The 21,626-nt window shown below is 60.0% G+C and carries 18 protein-coding genes and 8 tRNA genes; 9 read left to right on the top strand and 17 right to left on the bottom strand.

Features of this window, described 5'->3' with window-relative positions; genetic code table 11:
* Positions 1 to 119: 119 nt before the first annotated feature.
* The 4 genes from ACI512_RS13440 to ACI512_RS13425 form a co-directional block, all read right to left on the bottom strand.
* Positions 120 to 196 (bottom strand) — tRNA-Asp (locus tag ACI512_RS13440).
* Positions 197 to 215: 19 nt separating this feature from the next.
* Positions 216 to 291 (bottom strand) — tRNA-Val (locus tag ACI512_RS13435).
* A 176-nt stretch (positions 292 to 467) separates the two neighbouring features.
* Positions 468 to 544: transfer RNA gene (locus ACI512_RS13430), tRNA-Asp, on the bottom strand.
* A 19-nt stretch (positions 545 to 563) separates the two neighbouring features.
* Positions 564 to 639 (bottom strand) — tRNA-Val (locus tag ACI512_RS13425).
* Between the two features lie 159 nt (positions 640 to 798).
* On the opposite strand from ACI512_RS13425, the gene rdgC reads away from it, so the two are divergent.
* The 3 genes from rdgC (at position 799) to sugE (ending at position 3,260) form a co-directional block, all read left to right on the top strand.
* Entirely contained in the window at positions 799 to 1,719 is a 921-nt protein-coding gene (gene rdgC, locus ACI512_RS13420; protein WP_012723141.1) for a recombination-associated protein RdgC, read from the top strand.
* Positions 1,720 to 1,873: 154 nt separating this feature from the next.
* Positions 1,874 to 2,839: a bile acid:sodium symporter family protein gene (locus ACI512_RS13415; RefSeq protein ID WP_236380876.1), complete on the top strand. Its 966-nt coding sequence runs from the start codon at positions 1,874 to 1,876 to the stop codon at positions 2,837 to 2,839.
* A 106-nt stretch (positions 2,840 to 2,945) separates the two neighbouring features.
* Positions 2,946 to 3,260: a quaternary ammonium compound efflux SMR transporter SugE gene (gene sugE, locus ACI512_RS13410; RefSeq protein ID WP_010211634.1), complete on the top strand. Its 315-nt coding sequence runs from the start codon at positions 2,946 to 2,948 to the stop codon at positions 3,258 to 3,260.
* A 110-nt stretch (positions 3,261 to 3,370) separates the two neighbouring features.
* Here sugE and ACI512_RS13405 read toward each other — a convergent pair whose 3' ends face one another.
* The 4 genes from ACI512_RS13405 to ACI512_RS13390 all read right to left on the bottom strand — a co-directional run bounded on the left by ACI512_RS13405 (position 3,371) and on the right by ACI512_RS13390 (position 8,112).
* Positions 3,371 to 5,239, bottom strand: coding sequence for an MFS transporter (locus tag ACI512_RS13405; RefSeq protein ID WP_231808192.1), 1,869 nt, complete (start codon positions 5,237 to 5,239; stop codon positions 3,371 to 3,373).
* A 66-nt stretch (positions 5,240 to 5,305) separates the two neighbouring features.
* Positions 5,306 to 6,454 (bottom strand): TDT family transporter, encoded by a 1,149-nt coding sequence (locus ACI512_RS13400; RefSeq protein ID WP_231808191.1) that lies wholly within the window; start codon positions 6,452 to 6,454, stop codon positions 5,306 to 5,308.
* A gap of 107 nt (positions 6,455 to 6,561) precedes the next feature.
* Positions 6,562 to 6,873: a cupin domain-containing protein gene (locus ACI512_RS13395; RefSeq protein WP_012723137.1), complete on the bottom strand. Its 312-nt coding sequence runs from the start codon at positions 6,871 to 6,873 to the stop codon at positions 6,562 to 6,564.
* Between the two features lie 45 nt (positions 6,874 to 6,918).
* Positions 6,919 to 8,112 (bottom strand): MFS transporter, encoded by a 1,194-nt coding sequence (locus ACI512_RS13390; protein WP_236381760.1) that lies wholly within the window; start codon positions 8,110 to 8,112, stop codon positions 6,919 to 6,921.
* Between the two features lie 91 nt (positions 8,113 to 8,203).
* On the opposite strand from ACI512_RS13390, the gene ACI512_RS13385 reads away from it, so the two are divergent.
* A complete protein-coding gene (locus tag ACI512_RS13385) occupies positions 8,204 to 8,743 on the top strand; it encodes a TetR/AcrR family transcriptional regulator (RefSeq protein ID WP_064052279.1) in 540 nt (179 codons plus the stop codon).
* Positions 8,744 to 8,874: 131 nt separating this feature from the next.
* Here the strand turns inward: ACI512_RS13385 and ACI512_RS13380 are convergent, their stop codons facing one another.
* The 4 genes from ACI512_RS13380 to ACI512_RS13365 all read right to left on the bottom strand — a co-directional run bounded on the left by ACI512_RS13380 (position 8,875) and on the right by ACI512_RS13365 (position 12,053).
* Positions 8,875 to 9,654 carry an ABC transporter permease gene (locus ACI512_RS13380; RefSeq protein WP_012723134.1) on the bottom strand — a complete coding sequence of 260 codons (780 nt, stop codon included), beginning with the start codon at positions 9,652 to 9,654 and terminating at the stop codon, positions 8,875 to 8,877.
* A complete protein-coding gene (locus tag ACI512_RS13375) occupies positions 9,651 to 10,583 on the bottom strand; it encodes an ABC transporter ATP-binding protein (protein ID WP_012723133.1) in 933 nt (310 codons plus the stop codon). The genes ACI512_RS13380 and ACI512_RS13375 overlap by 4 nt, the downstream gene beginning before the upstream one ends.
* Positions 10,584 to 10,718: 135 nt before the next feature.
* Complete coding sequence (locus ACI512_RS13370; RefSeq protein WP_046036837.1) at positions 10,719 to 11,336, bottom strand: glutathione S-transferase family protein; 618 nt, start codon at positions 11,334 to 11,336, stop codon at positions 10,719 to 10,721.
* 57 nt (positions 11,337 to 11,393) lie between these two features.
* On the bottom strand, positions 11,394 to 12,053 hold the full coding sequence (locus ACI512_RS13365) for a transglutaminase family protein (RefSeq protein ID WP_012723131.1): 660 nt from the start codon (positions 12,051 to 12,053) through the stop codon (positions 11,394 to 11,396).
* A gap of 191 nt (positions 12,054 to 12,244) precedes the next feature.
* On the opposite strand from ACI512_RS13365, the gene ACI512_RS13360 reads away from it, so the two are divergent.
* Positions 12,245 to 14,692, top strand: coding sequence for an acyl-CoA dehydrogenase (locus tag ACI512_RS13360; protein WP_405121840.1), 2,448 nt, complete (start codon positions 12,245 to 12,247; stop codon positions 14,690 to 14,692).
* A gap of 75 nt (positions 14,693 to 14,767) precedes the next feature.
* Entirely contained in the window at positions 14,768 to 15,175 is a 408-nt protein-coding gene (locus ACI512_RS13355) for a PA2817 family protein (RefSeq protein WP_010211653.1), read from the top strand.
* Between the two features lie 106 nt (positions 15,176 to 15,281).
* Here ACI512_RS13355 and ACI512_RS13350 read toward each other — a convergent pair whose 3' ends face one another.
* Positions 15,282 to 16,265: a LysR family transcriptional regulator gene (locus ACI512_RS13350; RefSeq protein ID WP_236381756.1), complete on the bottom strand. Its 984-nt coding sequence runs from the start codon at positions 16,263 to 16,265 to the stop codon at positions 15,282 to 15,284.
* 89 nt (positions 16,266 to 16,354) lie between these two features.
* Here ACI512_RS13350 and ACI512_RS13345 point away from each other — a divergent pair, with 89 nt between their 5' ends.
* The 3 genes from ACI512_RS13345 to ACI512_RS13335 all read left to right on the top strand — a co-directional run bounded on the left by ACI512_RS13345 (position 16,355) and on the right by ACI512_RS13335 (position 20,986).
* Positions 16,355 to 16,981, top strand: a complete 627-nt coding sequence (locus tag ACI512_RS13345; protein ID WP_236381754.1) for an alanyl-tRNA editing protein — start codon at positions 16,355 to 16,357, stop codon at positions 16,979 to 16,981.
* A gap of 315 nt (positions 16,982 to 17,296) precedes the next feature.
* Positions 17,297 to 19,036, top strand: coding sequence for a dipeptidase (locus tag ACI512_RS13340; protein ID WP_236381752.1), 1,740 nt, complete (start codon positions 17,297 to 17,299; stop codon positions 19,034 to 19,036).
* 213 nt (positions 19,037 to 19,249) lie between these two features.
* Positions 19,250 to 20,986 carry a dipeptidase gene (locus tag ACI512_RS13335; RefSeq protein ID WP_236381750.1) on the top strand — a complete coding sequence of 579 codons (1,737 nt, stop codon included), beginning with the start codon at positions 19,250 to 19,252 and terminating at the stop codon, positions 20,984 to 20,986.
* A gap of 101 nt (positions 20,987 to 21,087) precedes the next feature.
* Here the strand turns inward: ACI512_RS13335 and ACI512_RS13330 are convergent.
* The 4 genes from ACI512_RS13330 to ACI512_RS13315 form a co-directional block, all read right to left on the bottom strand.
* Positions 21,088 to 21,163: transfer RNA gene (locus tag ACI512_RS13330), tRNA-Gly, on the bottom strand.
* Positions 21,164 to 21,166: 3 nt separating this feature from the next.
* Positions 21,167 to 21,242, bottom strand: a tRNA-Glu gene (locus ACI512_RS13325).
* Between the two features lie 104 nt (positions 21,243 to 21,346).
* Positions 21,347 to 21,422: transfer RNA gene (locus tag ACI512_RS13320), tRNA-Gly, on the bottom strand.
* Positions 21,423 to 21,426: 4 nt separating this feature from the next.
* Positions 21,427 to 21,502: transfer RNA gene (locus tag ACI512_RS13315), tRNA-Glu, on the bottom strand.
* Positions 21,503 to 21,626 lie beyond the last annotated feature (124 nt).

Raw genomic sequence — 21,626 nt, 5'->3', positions numbered from 1 at the left:
CGAATAGGCAGTGCACAATGGCAAGGCACCAGGAGGATAAATCGCGGACGAAAAAAAGCCCGCTCAATGAGCGGGCTTCTTGTGGTGACCTGGCGTTCAGCGTTCCAGGTAACCGAATATGGCGCAGCGGACGGGACTCGAACCCGCGACCCCCGGCGTGACAGGCCGGTATTCTAACCGACTGAACTACCGCTGCGCGTAACACGTGAAGCGAATGGTGGGTGATGACGGGATCGAACCGCCGACCCTCTGCTTGTAAGGCAGATGCTCTCCCAGCTGAGCTAATCACCCTTCGTTTCGGTGTGGGCGCATCATACACCAAAAAATCGTAATGTCTTGATTTAAATGTACTTTATTTAAAAAAAGTTTACCGCGCGATTTTTTCCATATCCCGGACAGCAAAAAGCCCGCTCATTGAGCGGGCTTTCTGTGGTGACCTGGCGTTCAGCGTTCCAGGTAACCGAATATGGCGCAGCGGACGGGACTCGAACCCGCGACCCCCGGCGTGACAGGCCGGTATTCTAACCGACTGAACTACCGCTGCGCGTAACACATGAAGCGAATGGTGGGTGATGACGGGATCGAACCGCCGACCCTCTGCTTGTAAGGCAGATGCTCTCCCAGCTGAGCTAATCACCCTTCGTTTCGGTGTGGCGCGCATTCTACGGAGCGACCCTGGGTCTGGCAAGCACTTTCTTAAATCTTTTTTTTGATAGCTTCCAATGGCTTAGGCAGGGTTGGCCTGGGACGTGATCAAGAGAATAATGCCCCCCTTTGTATAAAGGAGAGACTCACCCCATGTGGTTCAAGAACCTGCTTATCTATCGCCTGACCCAAGATCTGCCTGTTGATGCCGAGGCGTTGGAAGCGGCCATGGCCACCAAACTGGCGCGCCCTTGTGCAAGCCAGGAGTTGACCACTTACGGTTTCGTCGCACCTTTTGGTAAAGGTGAAGACGCTCCCCTGGTTCACGTCAGCGGTGACTTCCTGCTGATCGCCGCGCGCAAGGAAGAACGCATCCTGCCGGGCAGCGTGGTGCGTGACGCACTCAAAGAGAAAGTCGAAGAGATCGAGGCCGAGCAAATGCGCAAGGTCTATAAGAAGGAACGCGACCAGATCAAGGATGAAATCATCCAGGCCTTCCTGCCGCGCGCCTTTATCCGTCGTTCGTCGACCTTCGCCGCCATCGCGCCGAAACAAGGCCTGATCCTGGTCAACTCCGCCAGCCCGAAACGCGCCGAAGACCTGCTGTCGACCCTGCGTGAAGTGATCGGCACCCTGCCGGTTCGCCCACTGACGGTGAAAACCGCACCGACAGCGATCATGACCGACTGGGTCACCACCCAGAAACCGGCCGATGACTTCTTCGTCCTCGACGAATGCGAACTGCGCGACACCCACGAAGACGGCGGCATCGTGCGTTGCAAGCGCCAGGACCTGACCAGCGAAGAAATCCAGCTGCACCTGACCACCGGCAAAGTCGTGACCCAACTGTCCCTGGCCTGGCAGGACAAGCTGTCCTTCATGCTCGACGACAAGATGACCGTCAAGCGTCTGAAGTTCGAAGACCTGCTGCAAGACCAGGCGGAACAGGACGGCGGTGAAGAAGCCCTGGGCCAACTGGACGCGAGCTTTACCCTGATGATGCTGACGTTCGGCGACTTCCTGCCGGCGTTGGTTGAAGCACTGGGCGGTGAAGAGACGCCGCAGGGCATCTAAACCATGTGAAAATCAAAATGTGGGAGGGGGCTTGCTCCCGATTGCGGTGAATCAGCCATGAATAGGCTGACTGACACACCGCAATCGGGAGCAAGCCCCCTCCCCCATTTGATCGCATTGGCCACTCAAAAATCGAACAACAAAGGACACCCCCATGCGTGCACTCGCCGCCTTGAGCCGCTTCGTCGGCAACACCTTCGCCTACTGGGTGTTGATTTTCGCCGTCGTCGCCTTCCTCGAACCCGGTTGGTTCATCGGCCTCAAAAGCGCCATCGTCCCGTTGCTGGGCCTGGTGATGTTCGGCATGGGGCTGACCCTCAAACTCGATGACTTCGCCGAAGTCGCCCGCCATCCATGGCGCGTGGCGCTGGGCGTGGTCGCACATTTTGTGATCATGCCGGGCGTGGCCTGGTTACTGTGCCAGGCCTTTAGCTTGCCGCCGGAAATTGCCGTCGGTGTGATCCTGGTCGGTTGCTGCCCAAGCGGCACCTCGTCCAACGTGATGACCTGGCTGGCCCGGGGCGACCTGGCGCTGTCAGTGGCCATCGCCGCCGTCACCACCCTCCTCGCCCCGCTGCTCACCCCGGCGTTGATCTGGCTGCTGGCCTCGGCCTGGCTGCCGGTGTCGTTCATGGAGTTGTTCTGGTCGATCCTGCAAGTGGTGCTGCTGCCGATCGTGCTCGGCGTACTGGCGCAACGCGTGCTCGGTGATCGGGTTCGCCACGCGGTAGACGTGCTGCCACTGGTGTCGGTGGTGAGCATCGTGATCATCGTCGCGGCGGTAGTCGCTGCCAGCCAGGCGAAGATCGCCGAGTCGGGCCTGTTGATCATGGCCGTGGTGATGCTGCACAACAGCTTCGGTTACCTGCTGGGTTACTTCACCGGCCGCGTGTTCAAGCTGCCGTTGGCGCAGCGCAAGTCGCTGGCACTGGAAGTGGGCATGCAGAACTCCGGGTTAGGCGCCGCGCTGGCCAGCGCGCACTTTTCACCGCTGGCGGCGGTGCCGAGTGCGTTGTTCAGCGTCTGGCACAATATTTCCGGGGCGTTGCTGTCGACCTACTTCCGTCGCATGAGCGAAAAGGAAGACCGTCGGGCCCTGGAGAACACGCCGCAAACTTGATCAGCCGAGCACTTTTCGGCACTCTACCGGGCTTCGCAGGGACGACCCCGCGACGCTCTCAAGCGCCTAATCCGGGGACGACCCCACCTAATATTAGGAGGTCATCATGTCCTGGATCATTCTGTTTTTTGCGGGTCTGTTTGAAGTCGGCTGGGCCGTCGGCCTGAAGTACACCGACGGTTTCAGCAAGCCGCTGCCCACCGCCCTGACGATTGCCGCCATGGCCGTCAGCCTCGGCCTGCTCGGGCTGGCCATGAAGGAACTGCCACTCGGCACCGCCTATGCCATCTGGACCGGCGTGGGCGCGGTAGGCACCGTGATTGCCGGGATTATCCTGTTTGGCGAGTCTATGGCGTTGTTTCGGCTGGCCAGTGTGGCGTTGATCATTTGTGGGCTGATTGGGCTCAAGATCAGCACCTGAGCCACTACCGCCATCGGGGGCAAGCCCCCTCCCACCGTTTGAAGGTATTCACAGATCAAAATGTGGGAGGGGGCTTGCCCCCGATGAGGCCGGTATAGCCAAAACCAACACTACCTGACACTCCCCCGCAACCCACCAACCAATTCCTGCAACCTGGCAGGTGTCGGCCCATCCACCGGCTCACCCGCCACCAACACCACCCGCGACCAGATGCGATGGAAGAAGCCCTTCTTCGGATCGCGACTGAAGAAACTTCCCCACAACCCCTGCAACGCCATCGGAATCACCGGCACCGCCGTCTCTTCCAGAATCCGCGTTACGCCACCGCGAAACTCGTTCATCTCGCCATCGGCGGTCAATTTGCCCTCCGGGAAGATGCACACCAACTCCCCTTCCTTCAGATACTGCGCGATACGCGTGAAGGCTTTTTCGTAGATCTGGATGTCTTCGTTGCGCCCCGCAATCGGAATCGCCCCAGCGGTGCGGAAGATGAAGTTAAGCACCGGCAAACGATAGATCTTGTAGTACGTCACAAAGCGAATCGGCCGACGCACCGCGCCGCCAATCAGCAATGCATCGACAAACGACACATGGTTGCACACCAGCAACGCCGCGCCTTCGTCCGGGATCGCCTGCAGGTTGCGATGCTCCACGCGGTACATGGAGTGGCTGAGCAGCCAGATCATGAAACGCATGGTGAACTCGGGGACGATCTTGAAGATGTAGGTGTTGACCGCGATGTTGAGCAGCGACACCACCAGGAACAATTCCGGGATCGACAGCTTGGCCACGCTCAGCAACAGGATCGACACGATGGCCGAGACCACCATGAACAGCGCATTGAGAATGTTGTTGGCGGCGATCACGCGCGCGCGTTCGTTCTCGGCGGTACGCGACTGGATCAGCGCATACAGCGGCACAATATAGAAACCGCCGAACACACCGAGGCCGAGGATATCGAACAACACCCACCAGGCCTGACCGTAGCTGAGCACGGCGAGCCAGTCGTTGGCCTGCACGTTCTGCGGGAAACCGCCGGAGTGCCACCACAGCAACAGACCGAACACGGTCAGGCCGAATGAACCGAACGGTACCAGGCCGATTTCGACCTTACGGCCGGAGAGTTTTTCGCAGAGCATCGAACCCAGCGCGATACCCACCGAGAACACGGTAAGGATCAGCGTCACCACCGTCTCGTCGCCATACAACCACTCTTTGGCGTACGCCGGGATCTGCGTCAGGTAGATCGCGCCGACAAACCAGAACCACGAGTTGCCGACGATGGAGCGCGAAACGGCGGGCGTCTGCCCCAGGCCCAGGCGCAGGGTGGCCCAGGATTCGCTGAAGATATTCCAGTTCAGGCGCAGTTGCGGGGTCGACGCCGCCGCGCGCGGAATGCTGCGACTGGCCAGGTAACCCAACACCGCCACGCCGACAATCGCCACGGACACCACTGGTGCGTAATGAGTGGACGACATCATGATCCCGGCGCCGATGGTGCCGGCCAGGATCGCCAGGAACGTGCCCATTTCCACCAGGCCGTTGCCACCGACCAGCTCATCGTCGTGCAACGCCTGGGGCATGATCGAGTACTTCACCGGGCCGAACAGTGCCGAGTGCGTGCCCATGGCAAACAGCGCCAGCAGCATCAGTTCCAGGTGGTTGGTCAGGAAGCCCGTCGCGCCGACGGCCATGATCACGATCTCGCCGATCTTGATCGCGCGGATCAACGCATCCTTGTTGAATTTCTCGCCAAACTGCCCGGCCAGGGCCGAGAACAGGAAGAACGGCAGGATGAACAGCAACGCACAGAGGTTGACCCAGATCGAGCGGTCACCGTCGAGGGTGAGCTTGTAGAGAATGGCGAGGATCAGCGATTGCTTGAAGATGTTGTCGTTGAAAGCCCCCAGCAACTGGGTGATGAAGAACGGCAGGAAACGCCGTGTGCGCAGCAAAGTGAATTGCGAGGGGTGGCTCATCGTCCGTGTTCCTGCGTGGCCTATTTTTTTTAAAAGCATTCAGGCCACGACTTTACCTAATCCTGCTTACTTATTCGCTAGTCCCGCAATGCACGGTGAAACAAAAAGCTCACCTTTATAGGCGCCCTGCACGGTGCGCTTGGCGACGATCAGCCACATCAGCGTCAACGCCACCACCAGCACGCTGCCGAACACACTGAAAAACGCCAGGTGCAACAGGCTCGCCAGTTTGAGCGTGGCCAGGGCATACACCCCGAGTGGGAAGGTAAACCCCCACCAGCCGAGGTTGAACGGGATACCGGCGCGCAGGTAACGCAGGGTGATCAATACCGCGATCAGCATCCACCACAGGCCAAAGCCCCACAGCGTAATGCCCGCCACCAGCCCGAGGCCGTTGGCTATTTCACCGACACCCGGCAGGCCATTGGCCGCGAAGATCGCCGGCGCATCGCCCCCCAGCAGCAACATGCCCAGCGCCCCCGTGCCGATGGGACCCAGCGCCAACCAGCTCGACGCGGCCATATTGGCGTGAGGCAGTTTATGCAAGGCCATGCGCAGCATCAGGATGGTCAGGATGCTGAACGCCACCGGCAGGGAAAACGCCCACAGCACGTAGCTGGTCACCAGCATCACCAGCTGCGAATGCGCGTCCGCCAAGTGCGGTGCCAGCAGCCCACCGCTGGCGGCGGCGACTTCGGCGGCGACCACGGGCAGCAGCCAGACGGCGGTCATCTGGTCGATGCTGTGTTCCTGGCGCGTGAACATCATGAACGGGATGAGCACGCCGCAGGCCACGGCCATGGCCACGTCCAACCACCACAGCGCCTCGGCCAGCGGTATCACGTCGGCGCCCCAGCGCGGCAGGCCGAATAACAGCAAGCCGTTGAGGATCGTCGCGAGCCCCATGGGGATAGTGCCGAAGAACATCGACACCGTGGAGTGCCCGAAAATCCGCCGCGCCTCGTGGAAAAACATCACCCATCGGGCTGCGTACAACCCGCTGAACAGCACAAACAGGCCGAGGGTGAAAAACCACAGCGCTTCGGCGATGGCGTGCACGCCTGGCAGAGGGGCCGGCAGCTGCGCCAGGGCCAGCGCCAGCACGCCGGTGCCCATGGTGGCGGCAAACCAGTTCGGTGTGAACTGGCGGATCACTTCCCGTGGACGGGTGAGGTGACTGAAAGGCTTATAGCTGAGGGTATTCGAGCAGGTCATGATGGCAATCCTCTTCCTCGCATGAGGTTGAGACCATGGTAGAACCGTATCGAATATCTATATAACGGGTAATATCTCTATCTGTTATCTACTTTGCCAATATAGCGTCAAACACTGCCTTCGCATTCGATCACCAGAATGCGCGCCTGCCCTTGGGGATGGGCCACATGCTCGGTGCCGACACTGGCATAGAAGATGTCTCCGACTTCTAACTCCGCCACCCGTTCGAAGCCATTGTCGCGGTAATGCATGTGCACCCGGCCATCCAGCACCACGAACACTTCTTCGCCGTCATTGATATGCCAGCGATAGGGCTGGTCGGTCCAGTGCAGGCGCGTGGTGATGCCATTCATAGTGGCGATGTCCAGCGCTTCCCAGGCACGGCTGCCGGTGAAGTCCTTGCTGCGGATGATCTTCATGCTTGAATCTCGATCAGGCCAATACGGGGCACCGATTATTACCCATCAGCCGCCTGTCGTCGCCCTGACCCGCGCCGAATCCTGCAGCAGCAATGCGATCAACGCACCGAGGGACAACAGGATCAGGACTGCACCGTAGCCGTCGGTGGTCGCGATCAGGCCAAAGCTGCGAATCAGGTTCCCCGCCAACAATGAGGGCAGGCAGAACGCCAGGTAGCTCAGCACATAGAACGCCGACATCAAGCCCGCCCGCTCATGGGGTAACGCCAGCGGCACCACACTGCGCAAGGCGCCGAGGAAACCCGCGCCAAAGCCACTGCCGGCGATCAGGGTGGCGATGAAAAACAATGGCAGGCTGGCGCTGTGCACCGCCGTGAGGATCAGCGTTACACCGATGGCCAGCAACCCGGCGCCGAGCCGTAATACCTTATCGGCCGGGCGATTGCGCAGGGTAAAAATCATCAGCGCGCCGCTCAGGGTCAACACCGCCACCAGGCCGCCACCGATCAGGTTGGAGGTCGACCCGGTGGCCGCCCGCACCAGCGACGGCGCGAGGGACAGGGAGAACCCGCCCATCGCCCACACCGCCACATCCACCGGCAACGACAGCCACAACGCCCGGCGCGCCTGGGGCGGTACGTGCAAGGTCGGACGCAGCGACGCCAGAGCACCGGGGATACGGCCCACGGTTTCCGGCAGGCGCCATACATAGAGGGCCTGCAACAGCATCAAGGCCAGCAACGTCCAATAGATCAACTGGGTCGGCAATGGCGCGAACTCCACCAACAAACTGCTGCCCATCGCCCCGCACGCCATACCCAAAAGCGGTGCCACGCTGTTGACCAGCGGGCCTTGCTGGCGATCGGTGTCGAGCAGTGCCGCGCCCAACACGGCGGTGGCCATGCCGGTGGCAAACCCTTGCAAGGTCCGCGCGGCAATCAGCCAGGCCACGCTGTCTTCGTGGATAAACAGCAGCATCGCCAGCATATCCAGGACCAGTGCGGCAAAAATCACCGGCTTGCGCCCCAGGTGATCCGACAATGAACCGACGGTCAAGAGCGCCGCCAGCAGGCTCAAGGCGTAGACACCGAAAATCAGCGTCAGCATGCCCGCCGAAAAATGCAGGCCTTCCTGATACAGGTGGTACAACGGCGTCGGCGCGCTGGAAGCGGCCAGGAAGGTCAGCAAGGTGATCGCGAGGAACACCAGGCTGGAACGACGGGAAACAGGACTGGACATGCGCACGCTCCGCTAAAGCTAATATTTTGCTTTTGCAGAGTGTGCTACCCGTCAGCGCTTAAAGCAAATTCTTTGTGTTAAGGTCACAAACATGGCGATAAAAGAAGGCCTTCGCCCGGGGGGCCGCAGTGCCCGGGTACAAGAATCCGTCCATTCGGCGGTGCGTGAACTGCTGGAAACCCATGAGCGTTCCAGCGTCACCGTGCCGATGATTGCCGCGCGCGCAGGCGTCACGCCGTCGACCATCTACCGACGCTGGGGCGACCTCTCCGTGCTGCTCGCGGACGTGGCCCTGGCACGCATGCGACCCGACAGCGAGCCGGCCAACACCGGCAGCCTGCGCGGCGATTTGCAGGCCTGGGCCGAACAATACCTTGATGAAATGAGTTCGGAGCCGGGGCGCAACATGATGCGCGACCTGCAGTGCATGATCACGCCGGGGTACTGCGTGAGCATCTTGAGTGGGCAGTTGCAGGCGATTGTCGATCGCTATCCGGACCCGGCGCCACCGAGCGTGGACCATTTGATCAACCTGATCGCAGCACCCACAGTGTTTCGCATTCTGTTCTCGACCGAGCCGCTGACGGTGGAAGCGCTGCATGGGCTGATCGAACTGGCACTCAATTCCTGACGTTACGCCAATACACGTGTGGGAGGGGGCTCGCTCCCGATAGCAGTGGATCAGTCAGTACATGAGTGACTGACAGTTCGCTATCGGGGGCAAGCCCCCTCCCACATTTTTGACCGCGTACATCCGTTGAGTCAGGTACGCATCCCGCGCCCGCTCACCAGCAGCTTCGCACAGCCGATGTACAGCACCACGGTCGCCACCAACATGAACGTGATCGCCACGCTGATCTTGATGTCCGACACGCCCAGGATGCCGTAGCGGAAGGCGTTGACCATGTGCAACACCGGGTTGGCCAGCGACACGGTCTGCCAGAACGGTGGCAGCAAAGTGATGGAGTAGAACACCCCGCCCAGGTAGGTCAACGGCGTCAGCACGAACGTCGGGATGATCGAAATATCATCGAAGTTGCGTGCAAACACGGCGTTGATGAAGCCCAGCAACGAGAAGATCGTCGCCGTCAGCACCACCACCAGAATGGTGACCCCGAGGTGATGCACCTGCAGGTGCGTGAAGAACAGCGACAGCAGGGTCACGATCACGCCGACCATCAAACCACGCAGCACGCCACCCAAGGTGTAGCCGATCAGGATGGTGTGAGGCGAGACCGGCGACACCATCAGTTCTTCGATGGAGCGCTGGAACTTGCTGCCGAAGAAGCTGGAGACCACGTTGCCGTAGGAGTTGGTGATCACCGACATCATGATCAGGCCCGGCACGATGTACTCCATGTAGGTGAAGCCACCCATGTCGCCGATCTGCCGGCCGATCAGGTTACCGAAGATCACGAAGTACAAGACCATGGTGATCGCGGGCGGCAGCAGGGTCTGCGGCCAGATCCGGGTAAAGCGTTTCACTTCGCGATAAACGATGGTTTGCAGCGCGACGAGGTTGGGTTGCAGTTCGGAACTCATACCGCCACCTTCGCCAGATTTTTCTCCACCAGGGACACGAACAACTCCTCAAGGCGATTGGTTTTATTACGCAGGCTCAGCACTTCGATGTTCTGGGTCGCCAACTGCGTAAACAACGCGGTGATGCCCATGGCTTTGTCCACCTGCACTTCCAGGGTGTGGCTGTCGACAAGACGGCTCGGGTAGCCGAGCAATTGCGGCGGCACCGACAGGTTGTTCTTCAGGTCGAGCAAAAAGGTTTCCACATGCAACTGGCCCAGCAGGTTACGCATGCTGGTGTTCTCGACGATGGTGCCGTGGTCGATGATGCCGATGTTGCGGCACAGCTGCTCAGCCTCTTCCAGGTAATGGGTGGTGAGGATGATGGTGATGCCCTTCTCGTTCAACTCGGTGAGGAAGGTCCACATCGAACGGCGCAGCTCGATGTCCACGCCGGCGGTGGGCTCATCGAGGATCAACAGGCGCGGCTCGTGCACCAGTGCGCGGGCGATCATCAGGCGGCGTTTCATGCCGCCGGACAACGAACGCGAAGGCACATCGCGCTTGTCCCACAGGCCCAACTGGGTCAGGTACTGCTCGGCGCGTTCCTTGGCGACTTTCGCCGGGATGCCGTAGTAGCCCGCCTGGGTCACAACAATATCGAAGGTCTTTTCAAACTGGTTGAAGTTGAATTCCTGGGGCACCACGCCGATCGAACGCTTGAGCGCCGCCGGGGATTTGTCCAGGTCATGGCCGAAGATATTCACCGTGCCGCTGGTCTTGTTGACCAGCGTGGAGAGGATACCGATGGTGGTGGACTTGCCGGCGCCGTTAGGGCCGAGCAAGGCGAAGAAGTCACCTTCGGCAACGTCCAGATCGATACCACTCAGGGCCTGGAAACCGTTGCCGTAGGTTTTGGTTAGCTGCCGGATGGACAGAGCGGAACTCATATCGGATTACGCACCAAAAGAAGGGAATAGAAAGAGTAGATGAGGGCGCAGCCCAGGTAGTTCAACGGCGGCGCATGACGGGCATGGTGCTTGCCCGCGCCGCACAAGTACAGTCACCCGTATTAATAGTGGGTATTAAGTCAACGCAGTCATCACCGCTTTGCGGTAGGCCGGCCGTTGTTGCAGGCGCTGGTACCAGGCCTCTAGATGGGGCATTGCAGGCCGTTCGATAGGCATTTCAAACCAGGCGTAGATGAAGCTGCCCAAGGGGATATCGCCCATGCCGATCTCTTCACCCGACAGATACGGCTGTGTGGCGAGTGCCTGGTCAACCGTCTTGAGCACATCGATACAGGCCTGGCGACCGGCGTGGATGCTGTCCCAGTTCTGTTTTTCCGCGGGGGTGCGCAGCACGCCCCAGAACACGGTCTTGAACGGTTCAGCGAAGGTCGAAGTGGTCCAGTCCATCCACTTTTCCGCGCTGGCGCGGGCCTTCAGGTCACCGGGATACCAGCTGGAAGCCTGCTTGGCGCAGAGGTAGCGCACGATGGTGTTGGACTCCCACAGCACAAAGTCGCCGTCCTCGATCATCGGCACTCGACCGTTGGGGTTCAACGCCCGGTAATGCGGCGTGTCGACCACACCAAAAGCCCCGCCCGCATCAATTGCTTCATAGTCCAGGCCGAGTTCCTCGGCGCACCACAGTGCTTTCCTGACGTTTGATGAATTTTTACGACCCCAGATTTTCAGCATGACCGCGCCTTTATTGTTGATGAACATGGCTGGATGAACGCAGCAGCATACGCCGGTTCACGCGCGGCTTAAATCGCTCTGCAGATCACCCAGCAGGGTCGGCATGTCCTCGGCAAACAGGTGCGGGTAACACTGCCGGATATGGGCGAAGAAAAACGCCTCGGGCACGTCAGGAAATTGCCCGTGGTCGATGACGTATTCCATCGAACGCTGGCCCTGGCGGTTGAACGCGTGGAAGACACTGTCGTTGATCCCGTCGAACGCCAGCGGCGGTACATCGAACACATCGCACAGTTGCTGGTTGAACGCGGGCGTGGCCTTGACCCAACGATCATGCAGGTACAGTTCGGTGTAGCCGTGCATGGCGAACACATCACTCTTGAGCAAGGCGAGCAGGCGCGGCGTCGATAAATGATTGCGCACGTCCGCTAGGCCGATGCGCGCCGGGATACCGCAGTGGCGGGCGCATGCGGCAAGCAAGGTGGCCTTGGGCACACAATAGCTTTCGCCGGTGGCCAGGGCGAAGCTGGCGTTCAAGGTGTCGGGATCACGGCTGAAGGTGTAGGGGTTGTAGCGAATCGCCTCACGCACGGCATAGTAAAGGCTGACTGCCTGGTCACTTGCAGCCGCGCGGGTTCCGCGATGTTTTTCGGCGAACTCCACCACCGCAGGGTGGTCACTATCGATGAAGCGGCTGGGACTCAGGTACGTATCCATGAGCGTGATCTCCGGGGGAAGCCTGGAGTTTAACGACAGGTCTGCCACAGAGATAACGACGATTCGGCCAAATGTCGGCGCCTGCTGCCAGGTGCTCCCAGTACAACTTGTAACACCCTGATCACCCCGCTTGCTCGGATGCCGACTAAGCTCCCTGGTGGTTTCGCCCCTGGTTTCACGGAGGATTGAATATGCTGTTGTTGTGGATACTGGTTCTGGTGGTCGGCATTGCCTACCTCGCGCACCGCCGCGTCGCCCCCCTGCCCGCCCTGGGCGTGGTGGCTGTCTATCTGCTGGCGATGGGTGCCTGGAGCCACGCACCGGGTTGGCTGCTGCTGATCTTCTGGGTGTTGATTGCCGTTGTCGCCGCGCCGCTGCTGCTCCCCGACCTGCGCCGCCAATACTTCACCAAGCCGCTGTTCAGTTGGTTCCAGAAAGTCCTGCCGCCGATGTCCGAGACCGAGCGCGACGCCATCGACGCCGGCACCGTGTGGTGGGACGGCGAGCTGTTCAGTGGTCGCCCCGATTGGGACAAGTTGCTGGCCTACCCCAAGGTCCAACTGACCGAAGAAGAACAGGCGTTTATCGACGGCCCGACCGAAGAACTCTGTGCCATGGTCAGCGACTGGGAAATCGGCCAGGCCATGGACCTGCCGCCCGCTGCCTGGGAACACATCAAGACTCACGGTTTCTTCGCCCTGATCATTCCCAAGGAATATGGCGGCAAGGGCTTCTCCGCCTATGCCCACTCCCAGGTCGCGATGAAGCTCGCCACCCGCAGCGGCGACCTGGCCTCGACCGTGATGGTGCCCAACTCCCTCGGCCCGGCCGAGCTGCTGCTGCACTACGGCACCGACGAACAGCGCAACCATTACCTGCCACGCCTGGCCCGTGGCGATGACATCCCCTGCTTTGCCCTCACCGGCCCGCTGGCCGGCTCCGATGCTGGCGCCATGCCCGACACCGGCGTGATCTGCAAAGGTGAATGGGAAGGCAAGGAAACCCTCGGCCTGCGCCTGAACTGGGAAAAACGCTACATCACCCTCGGCCCGGTCGCGACCCTGCTGGGCCTGGCCTTCAAGGCCCATGACCCAGACCACTTGCTGGGCGAAGAGGAAGACCTGGGCATCAGCCTGGCGCTGATCCCGACCGACACCCCGGGTGTAGAAATCGGCCGTCGCCACCTGCCCCTGGGCGCCGCGTTCATGAACGGTCCCAATTCCGGCAAGGATGTGTTCATTCCCCTGGAATTCCTGATCGGCGGCCAGGAAATGCTCGGCAAGGGCTGGATGATGCTGATGAACTGCCTCTCCGTGGGCCGTTCGATTTCCCTGCCTGCGGTCGGCACCGGCGCGGCCAAGTTCACCAGCCTGGTGACCGGCCAATACGCCCAGGTGCGCGAGCAATTCAATGTGCCTCTGTCGGCCTTCGAGGGTATCCAGGAAGCGCTTGCGCGTATTGGCGGCAACGCCTGGCTGATGGACAGTGCGCGCATGCTCACTGCCAATGCCGTGGACCTGGGGGAAAAACCCTCGGTGCTGTCTGCGATCCTCAAGTACCACCTGACCGAGCGCGGTCGCGAGTGCATCAGCCACGCCATGGACGTGCACGGCGGCAAGGGCATCATCATGGGCCCGAACAACTACCTGGGTCGCAGCTGGCAAGGCGCGCCGATCTTCATCACCGTTGAAGGCGCGAATATCCTCTCGCGCAACCTGATGATCTTCGGCCAGGGCGCGATCCGTTGCCATCCGTTCGTGCTCAAGGAAATGGCCCTGGCCGGTCGCGAAGACCATGATCAGGCGCTGAAGGAATTCGATGGCCTGTTGATGCAACACGTCGGCTTCGCCGTGAGCAACGCCGCCAGCACCTTGGTGCTGAACCTCGGCGTGGGTCATTTCGAGAAGGCGCCGGGCAACCGTTTGAGCCAGGGTTATTTCCGCGCACTCAACCGTCAGGCTGCTGCGTTCGCGCTGCTGGCCGACTTGAGCATGATGCTGCTGGGTGGCGAGTTGAAGCGCCGCGAACGCCTGTCGGCACGCCTGGGTGATGTGCTGAGCCATATGTACCTGGCCTCGGCGGCACTCAAGCGTTATCACGACCTGGATTCACCGGACCATCTGGAACCGCTGTTCGCCTGGGCCATGGAAGAAAGCCTCGGCGAATCGGAACGTGCCCTGGATGAACTGCTCAGCAACTTCCCGAACAAGGTACTGGGCTGCCTGCTGCGGGTCATCGTGTTCCCGTTCGGGCGTCGCCATACCGGGCCGTCCGATGCGCTGGATGCCGAAGTGGCGGCGGTGATCGGCCGCGCCAAAGGCGATCCGACCCTGGAAGAGTTGCTGGCCGGCTGCTACCGCCCGCAGTCCGCGGAGGACCCGGTGGGCGCCCTGCAACATGCCTACGACCTGCTCGGCGCCAGCCATCCGCTGCAGAAGAAACTGCACAGCGCGCTCAAAAGCGGCCAGGTCAAACCGACGGCTGGGGAACACGCCATCGATGCGGCACTGCACGCCGGCGTGCTGCAACCCACCGAAGCGCAAACCCTGCGTGATGCTGAAGCAGCGCGGCGCAAGGTGATCGACGTGGATGATTTCAGCAAGGAAGAGCTGACCCAGGCTGAGGGTAAAGTCCGCTGATACAGGCGGTCATATAAATACGGGCGCGAGAGGCATATACTCTCGCGCCCGTTTTTGCTTTAGAGGACTTCTCTCGTGTCCAACGTCGTTGCCGATCATCTCGTCTTGCTCGACCATTTGCGCAGCATCCTGGTTGCCGTCGGCGAAGCCGAACAGGTGCCCGAGGAAAGCCATTCGCTGTTCCTGGAGCGCTTCGACGAATTGCGCGCCCTGCTGCCGATCGACCCGATCGAAAGCCAGTACCTGGGCCAGGACCTGATGAGCCAGGTCATCCTGCGCTACCCGCAAATTGCCCACCTGGTGCCGCGCGACCTGCTGTGGTTCTTTGGTGGTGACTGCCTGCACTTCATGCCCGATGAAGAACTGGACCTGTACCAGGCCCTGGAAGAGCGTCGTTTCGAAGCCGAACAGAACGACGAACCGTTCGACTGGAACCAGGAAAAACAGCTGCTGGCCATGCCGGACGACCAGAGCAAGCACTGATCAGCAGAACATCACGTCGCGGCTTACTGCAGTGAGCGGGCTTGCCCCGCGCTGGGCTGCGTAGCAGCCCCATTGCCAACACCTAGTCAGATCTCAGTTGCCTGTTCTAGGGCCGCTTCGAACCCCAGCGCGGGCCGTGCGACGATTCGACAAGCCCGCTCACCCCACGCAGTGTCGGTTCGCGCGCCATACACTCCACCAGATAATCGATAAACACCCGCAACTTCGGCGGCAAATACCGCGAGGGTGAATGCAGTAACCACGCCTCGCCATGGTAAGACGCAATAAAGTCCCACCCCGGCAACACCTGCACCAACCGCCCCTCCTCCAATGCATGCCGCGCCGTAAAGTACGGCAAGCTGCCAATCCCCACATGCTGCAACACCGCATCCAGCCGCACACCGGTGTGGTTCGCCGCATACCGCCCGCGCACTGAGACCGTCACAGCCTTACCGGCCTGGCGAAATTTCCAGCGGGAATCCCCCGGCGTTTCTCCCAGATAGATGCAACTGTGTTCCAGCAAATCATGGGGGTGGCTCGGCGTACCGTGCTCCGACAAATACTGCGGCGTTGCACACAACAGATGCTCGATGGGCAACAACTGCCGACCGACCAAACCCGGCGGCGGGCTGTCAGTGATGCGGATGCTGAGGTCGACATTGTCATCAATCATGTCCACCTGCCGATCCTCCAGAATCAGCTGCACGTCCACCTTGGGATAACGCCGCAGGAACTCCGGCATATGCGGGTGCACCACGAATCGCCCCACCGCCTTGGGCACGCTGACCCGCACCAGCCCTTCGGCTTCATGATTGAACTGGCCGCTGATCTCCATCACCGAACGCGCGGCGTTGACCATCTCCTGGCAACGCTTGAACACCTCTTCCCCGCCCTCGCTCAGGCGCAACTTGCGCGTGGTGCGCTGCAGCAACCGTGTCGCCAGGGCCTTCTCCAGGCGCGAGATACTGCGACTCACCGATGAAGGCGACGCGCCCATCTGCCGAGCGGCCTCGGAGAAGCTGCCGGCTTCCACCACGTTGACGAAAATCGCCATTTCGCCCAACAGCGACAACGGTAGATTGATGCTCATGGTGCACAGGTCCATTGATAGTTGAGTGGATTATCACCGATGTACGCACTATTTATACTGCCCGCAGAACCCTGATGCGGATGTAGATCATGACCGAGCGCCTGTTTTTCACCCACGACCACCTGACTGCCGAGCTGGAAGTGCTGAGTTGCACACCCCATGAGGGCCAGTTTGCGGTCATCCTGCAGTCGACGATTTTTCACCCACAGGGCGGTGGGCAACCTTTCGATACTGGTTGGCTCGGTGAGAGTTCGGTGCTGCGCGTGACCCAGGAAGCCGATCGCGTGGTGCACTACGTCGACCGCCCGCTGGAGCCCGGCCCAATCACAGCCCGGGTCGATGAACAGCGCCGTGCGTTGCACAGCCGATTGCATTCTGCCGGGCATTTGATCGGCAACGTGGGTGAAACCTTGGGCTGGATGCCGATCAAAGCCCATCACTGGCCCGGCGAAGGCAAGATCACCTTCATCCGTGGCGAAGCCGCGCAGGCGATGGAGGCCGAGACGATCCAGCAACAGGTCAACCAATGGATCGCCGCAGACTACCCGCGCCACATGAACCTGGAAGACGGCACCCGCCAAGTAGGCTTCGGCGAACTCCCCGCGTACGCCTGCGGCGGAACTCATGTGCAAACATTGGGCGAGCTGGGCCGCGTCAGCATCCTAGCGATGTCGGAGAAAAAGGGTGCGCTGTCGGTGCGCTACGAGATCGACTGAGACGACACCTTATCTGTGTGTGATGAGCGAGCCCTCCCAGGGAAAGGCTGATGCGCTGCCAGGCGTGTGCCTCCCTTGTCGTCGGTAACTTCCGAGCCACAGCCCGATGGAACATTCAAGCAGACCTTGTATCGGGTGCCACAGTAAGCGGTAAAAACGCCGTTCGTAATGAACGGCGTTTTCGCATGAAAAGTAGGATATTTCCCTCATTCAGATCTCCCACCCCTTTCCTTCAGAGTGGTAGTGTGTGGAAATATTTCTGACAGTTCGATCAGAAACACCCTACCCACCACCTGCAAAGGAATGCCTCCAGCAATGCACTTTCCACTCAAGCAACTGGCCGCGGCCACCCTGTTCGCGGCGAGCCTCTCAGCCATCACCAGCCCCGCTTTCGCCAACATCACCGCAGAGCAAAGCACGGCAATCATCAAGCGTTTCAACGAAACGTCCGTCACCGACTTTCGGGGTTTCCTCGGTACCCTGGCCAAGGGCGATCTGGGCAAAACCAGCGATGTGGGCCCAGCGATCAGTGCCTTCCTTGATAACAAATCCTTGAGCGCCGACCAGCAGAACGAAATCAATCGCCTGCTGGGCATCTACACCCGAGTGAAATACGGCAAGGCCGCCACTGAGACGCTGCGCGAGCTGGTGGAAATCCCGACCTTTAACGTGGACGGTCTACCACAGTACAAAAACCCGGAATTCATCAAGATCGCCGGCAAGATCCAGGACTTGGCCAAGGCCTTTAACCTGAACTTCCGCAATATCGATAACCGCGTGTACGAAATCTCCCTGGAAGGCAGCGGCGACGAAGTCGTCGGCATCCACGCCCACGCCGATGTGGTGCCGGTGACACCGGAGAATTGGGTGCTGAAGGACGGCACCCAACTGGACCCGTTCAAAGTCACGCTGATCGGCGACCGCATGTACGGCCGGGGCACCGAGGATGACAAGAACGGCATCGTGGTGGCCATGTATGCCATGAAGGTGATCAAGGAAGAGAAGCTGCCGCTGGCGCGCAACTTCAAGCTGCTGGTGGACACCACCGAGGAAACCTCCGGCGACGCCATTCCCTATTACTTCGAAAAGAACCCGACACCGCAGTACAACCTGGCACTGGACGGTGGCTACCCGGTGGTGATTGCCGAGAAAGGCTACGGCACGGTGATGGCGACGTTCCCGCGGCGCAAGGGTGAAGGCAAAGGCGCGGAAATCATCTCGATGACCGGTGGCATGGCGACCAACCAGATTCCGTCGGCATCCGTTGCCACGTTCGTAAGCGACAAGCCTGCGGAATTGGCCGCCAGCCTGCAAAAGGCCGGGACTGAATATGCCAAAGGCAACGGCGGTGATTTTGAAGTCGCCGCCAAGGTCGACGGCAAGCACGTCAAACTGACGGTCACCGGCGTGTCCGCTCACTCGTCCGAGCCGGAATCCGGAGTCAACCCGGTATCGCGCATGCTGGAGCTGATCCACAGCCTCGACGGCAAGATCGCCCTCAAGCACAACCACATCACCGATGCCGCACGGTATGCGTCCGACAACTGGGGGCTGGATTACTTGGGCGGTAAATTGGGCGTGGGCTTTTCCGATGCGTTCATGGGCCCGCTGACCACCTCGCTGACGTTTGTCGGCCTGGATGACAAAGCGTTCAAGCTGGCGGTGAACCTGCGCGTGCCGAAGGGAAAATCCCCGGAAAAGCTCAAGGCCGAGATTGCCGACAAACTGAGCGCCTGGGACAAGAAAACCAAGGTCAACGTGGACTTCACCTACTCGGTCGCCGAGCCGATGTACCGCAACCCGGAAGGTGAATGGGTCAAAGCCCTATTGGCGGTGGCCAGCGAAAACCTGGGCATGGAACACAAGTTCGGCACTTCGGCCGGTGCGACCTCCGTGCATGAATTGCCCAACGGCGTGCAATTCGGCCTGGCGCGCCCGGAAGTGAAATACACCGGGCACACCGACAACGAGTTCAAGACCGTCGACCAGTTCTTGCTGGACCTGCAGATCGTTACCGAAATGATGGGCCGCATCGGGCAATTGCCGAAGCTCTGAGCCCCCTCGGATCCGCCGTCCTGGCGGGTCCATCGCGTTGGCTGCCTGGCTGCGCACACACAAAAACGCCGCCCGTGACCGAGCGGCGTTTTTGCATGGGTAAGACGCTCGTAGGAAATATCTCATTTTGTTTTGAGCAGCTCTCCTTCTACCTCACGGTGTTAGCTTCGGCAGGCAATCTCAACTGCCTACGAAGATAGGAGTGCCACAACAATGAAGTCATCACTTAAGCACCTGCTCATCGCTGCCCTGCTAGTCCCCCTTGCAGCATTCACCCTGCCCGTACAGGCCAATATTTCCCCGCAACAAAGCCGCGCCATCCTCACGCACTTCAGCGAGACATCGCCCACTGACTTCCGTGAATTCCTGAGACAGCTGGGCGTGAGTGCCCCCCCCATGAGCAGCGACCTCGGCGCGGCAATCAGCGGTTTCCTTGACGGCAAGGCACTTTCCACCGCGCAGCAAAACCAGATTCATCGCCTGCTTGGCCTCTATGCCCGATTGAAGTACGGCGACGCCGCCATGGGCACCCTGCGCGAACTGGTGGCCATTCCGACCTTTCGTGTGGAGGGTGTTGCCCAGCACGATAACCCCGAATTCATCAAGATGGGCAACACACTCAAGACGTTGGCAGAATCATTCAACCTCTCCTTTCGCAACATCGACAACCGCGTTTTCGAGGTCTCGCTCAACGGCGCCGGCGATGAAATCGTGGGCATTCACGCGCATGCCGACGTCGTGCCTGCCAACCCGCAAGACTGGGTATTGGAAGACGGCACCCGGCTCGACCCCTTCAAGGTCTCCCAGGTCGGCAACCGCTTGTATGGCCGAGGCACGGAGGACGACAAGAATGGCATCGTGGTGGCGCTCTACGCCATGAAGGTCATCCAGGAGGAGCGGCTACCGCTGGCGAGAAACTTCAAGCTGCTGGTCGATACCACTGAGGAAATCGCCGGCGATGCAATCGCCTACTACTTTGAACGCAACCCGACGCCCCACTACAACGTGGCTCTGGATGGCGGTTATCCGGTGGTCATTGCCGAAAAAGGCTATGGCACTGTCACCGCGAACTTTGCCCGACGTACTGCACAGGGCGACGGCGCCGAAATCATCTCCATGACCGGAGGCCTCGCCGCCAACCAGATCCCGCTGACCTCGGTTGCCATACTGGTGGGGGAAAATCCGATTGACTTGGCAGCCCGCCTGCAAAAGGCGGGTAACGACTATGCGAGGCGCAATGGCGATAATTTCAACATAATCGCCCAAGTCGTCGGCAAGGAAGTCCAACTGACCGTTACCGGCGTGTCTGCGCATTCATCAGAACCCGAATCCGGTGTGAACCCCGTCGCCAGGATGTTGGGCTTCATCCACAGCCTGGACGGGAACATCGCACTCAAGCAAAACCATATTTCCGATGCCGCGCGCTACGCTGCCGACAACTGGGGGCTGGATTATCTGGGAGGCAAACTGGGTATTGGCTTTTCGGATGCATTCATGGGGCCTCTGACTACATCACTGACCTTTATCGGCATGGATGAAAAGACCTTCACGCTGATGGTCAACCTACGCGTACCAAAGGGAAAACGCTTGGACGTGCTGAAAGCCGAGATTGCCGACAAGTTGGGCGCCTGGAGCACGAAGAACGCCATTGCAATGGAGTTGGACTACTTGATGACCGAACCGATGCTCCGCGACCCTGAGGGTGAGTGGGTCAAGGCGTTGCTGGACGTCGCCAGCGAAAACCTCGACATGCAGCGAAAATTCGGCGCCTCTGCCGGCTCAACTTCCGTGCATGACCTGCCCAATGGCGTGCAGTTCGGCCTGGCCAGGCTCGACGTTAAGTACACCGGCCACACCAATAAAGAGTTCAAGACCGTCGACCAGTTCTTGCTGGACCTGCAGATCGTTACTGAAATGATGGGGCGTATCGGGCAGTTGCCGAAGCTCTGATAGCCGAATGAGCCCGCCGCGATGGCGGGCTTTTTTCGGCCGGCATAAATCCCACGCAAACAAAAACGCCGATCATCACTGATCGGCGTTTTCGTTGAATATGGAGCGGGAAACGAGACTCGAACTCGCGACCCCGACCTTGGCAAGGTCGTGCTCTACCAACTGAGCTATTCCCGCAAATGGCGTCCCCTAGGGGACTCGAACCCCTGTTACCGCCGTGAAAGGGCGGTGTCCTAGGCCACTAGACGAAGGGGACACACAACTGAAATACATGGTGTGTATTTCAGTGTCCAGAGATTAAATCCGAAGATTATGCCCTGGTTTCACTCAGTACCACCCGAAGGCAATACCGCTTAAATTTGGAGCGGGAAACGAGACTCGAACTCGCGACCCCGACCTTGGCAAGGTCGTGCTCTACCAACTGAGCTATTCCCGCATATTGGCGTCCCCTAGGGGACTCGAACCCCTGTTACCGCCGTGAAAGGGCGGTGTCCTAGGCCACTAGACGAAGGGGACACACGTACAACATTCACTCCCTACCGCGTTTCGCTGTGTGCTTTACGCTGTAAGTGGCGCGCATTCTATGGATGGATTGAAAGGTCGTCAACCCCCAAGGATAAATTTATTTAAATCAATGACT

It is taken from the genome of Pseudomonas petroselini, assembly GCF_045037875.1.
Taxonomy (GTDB): domain Bacteria; phylum Pseudomonadota; class Gammaproteobacteria; order Pseudomonadales; family Pseudomonadaceae; genus Aquipseudomonas; species Aquipseudomonas petroselini.
This window is presented reverse-complemented; position numbering and strand designations above follow the sequence as displayed.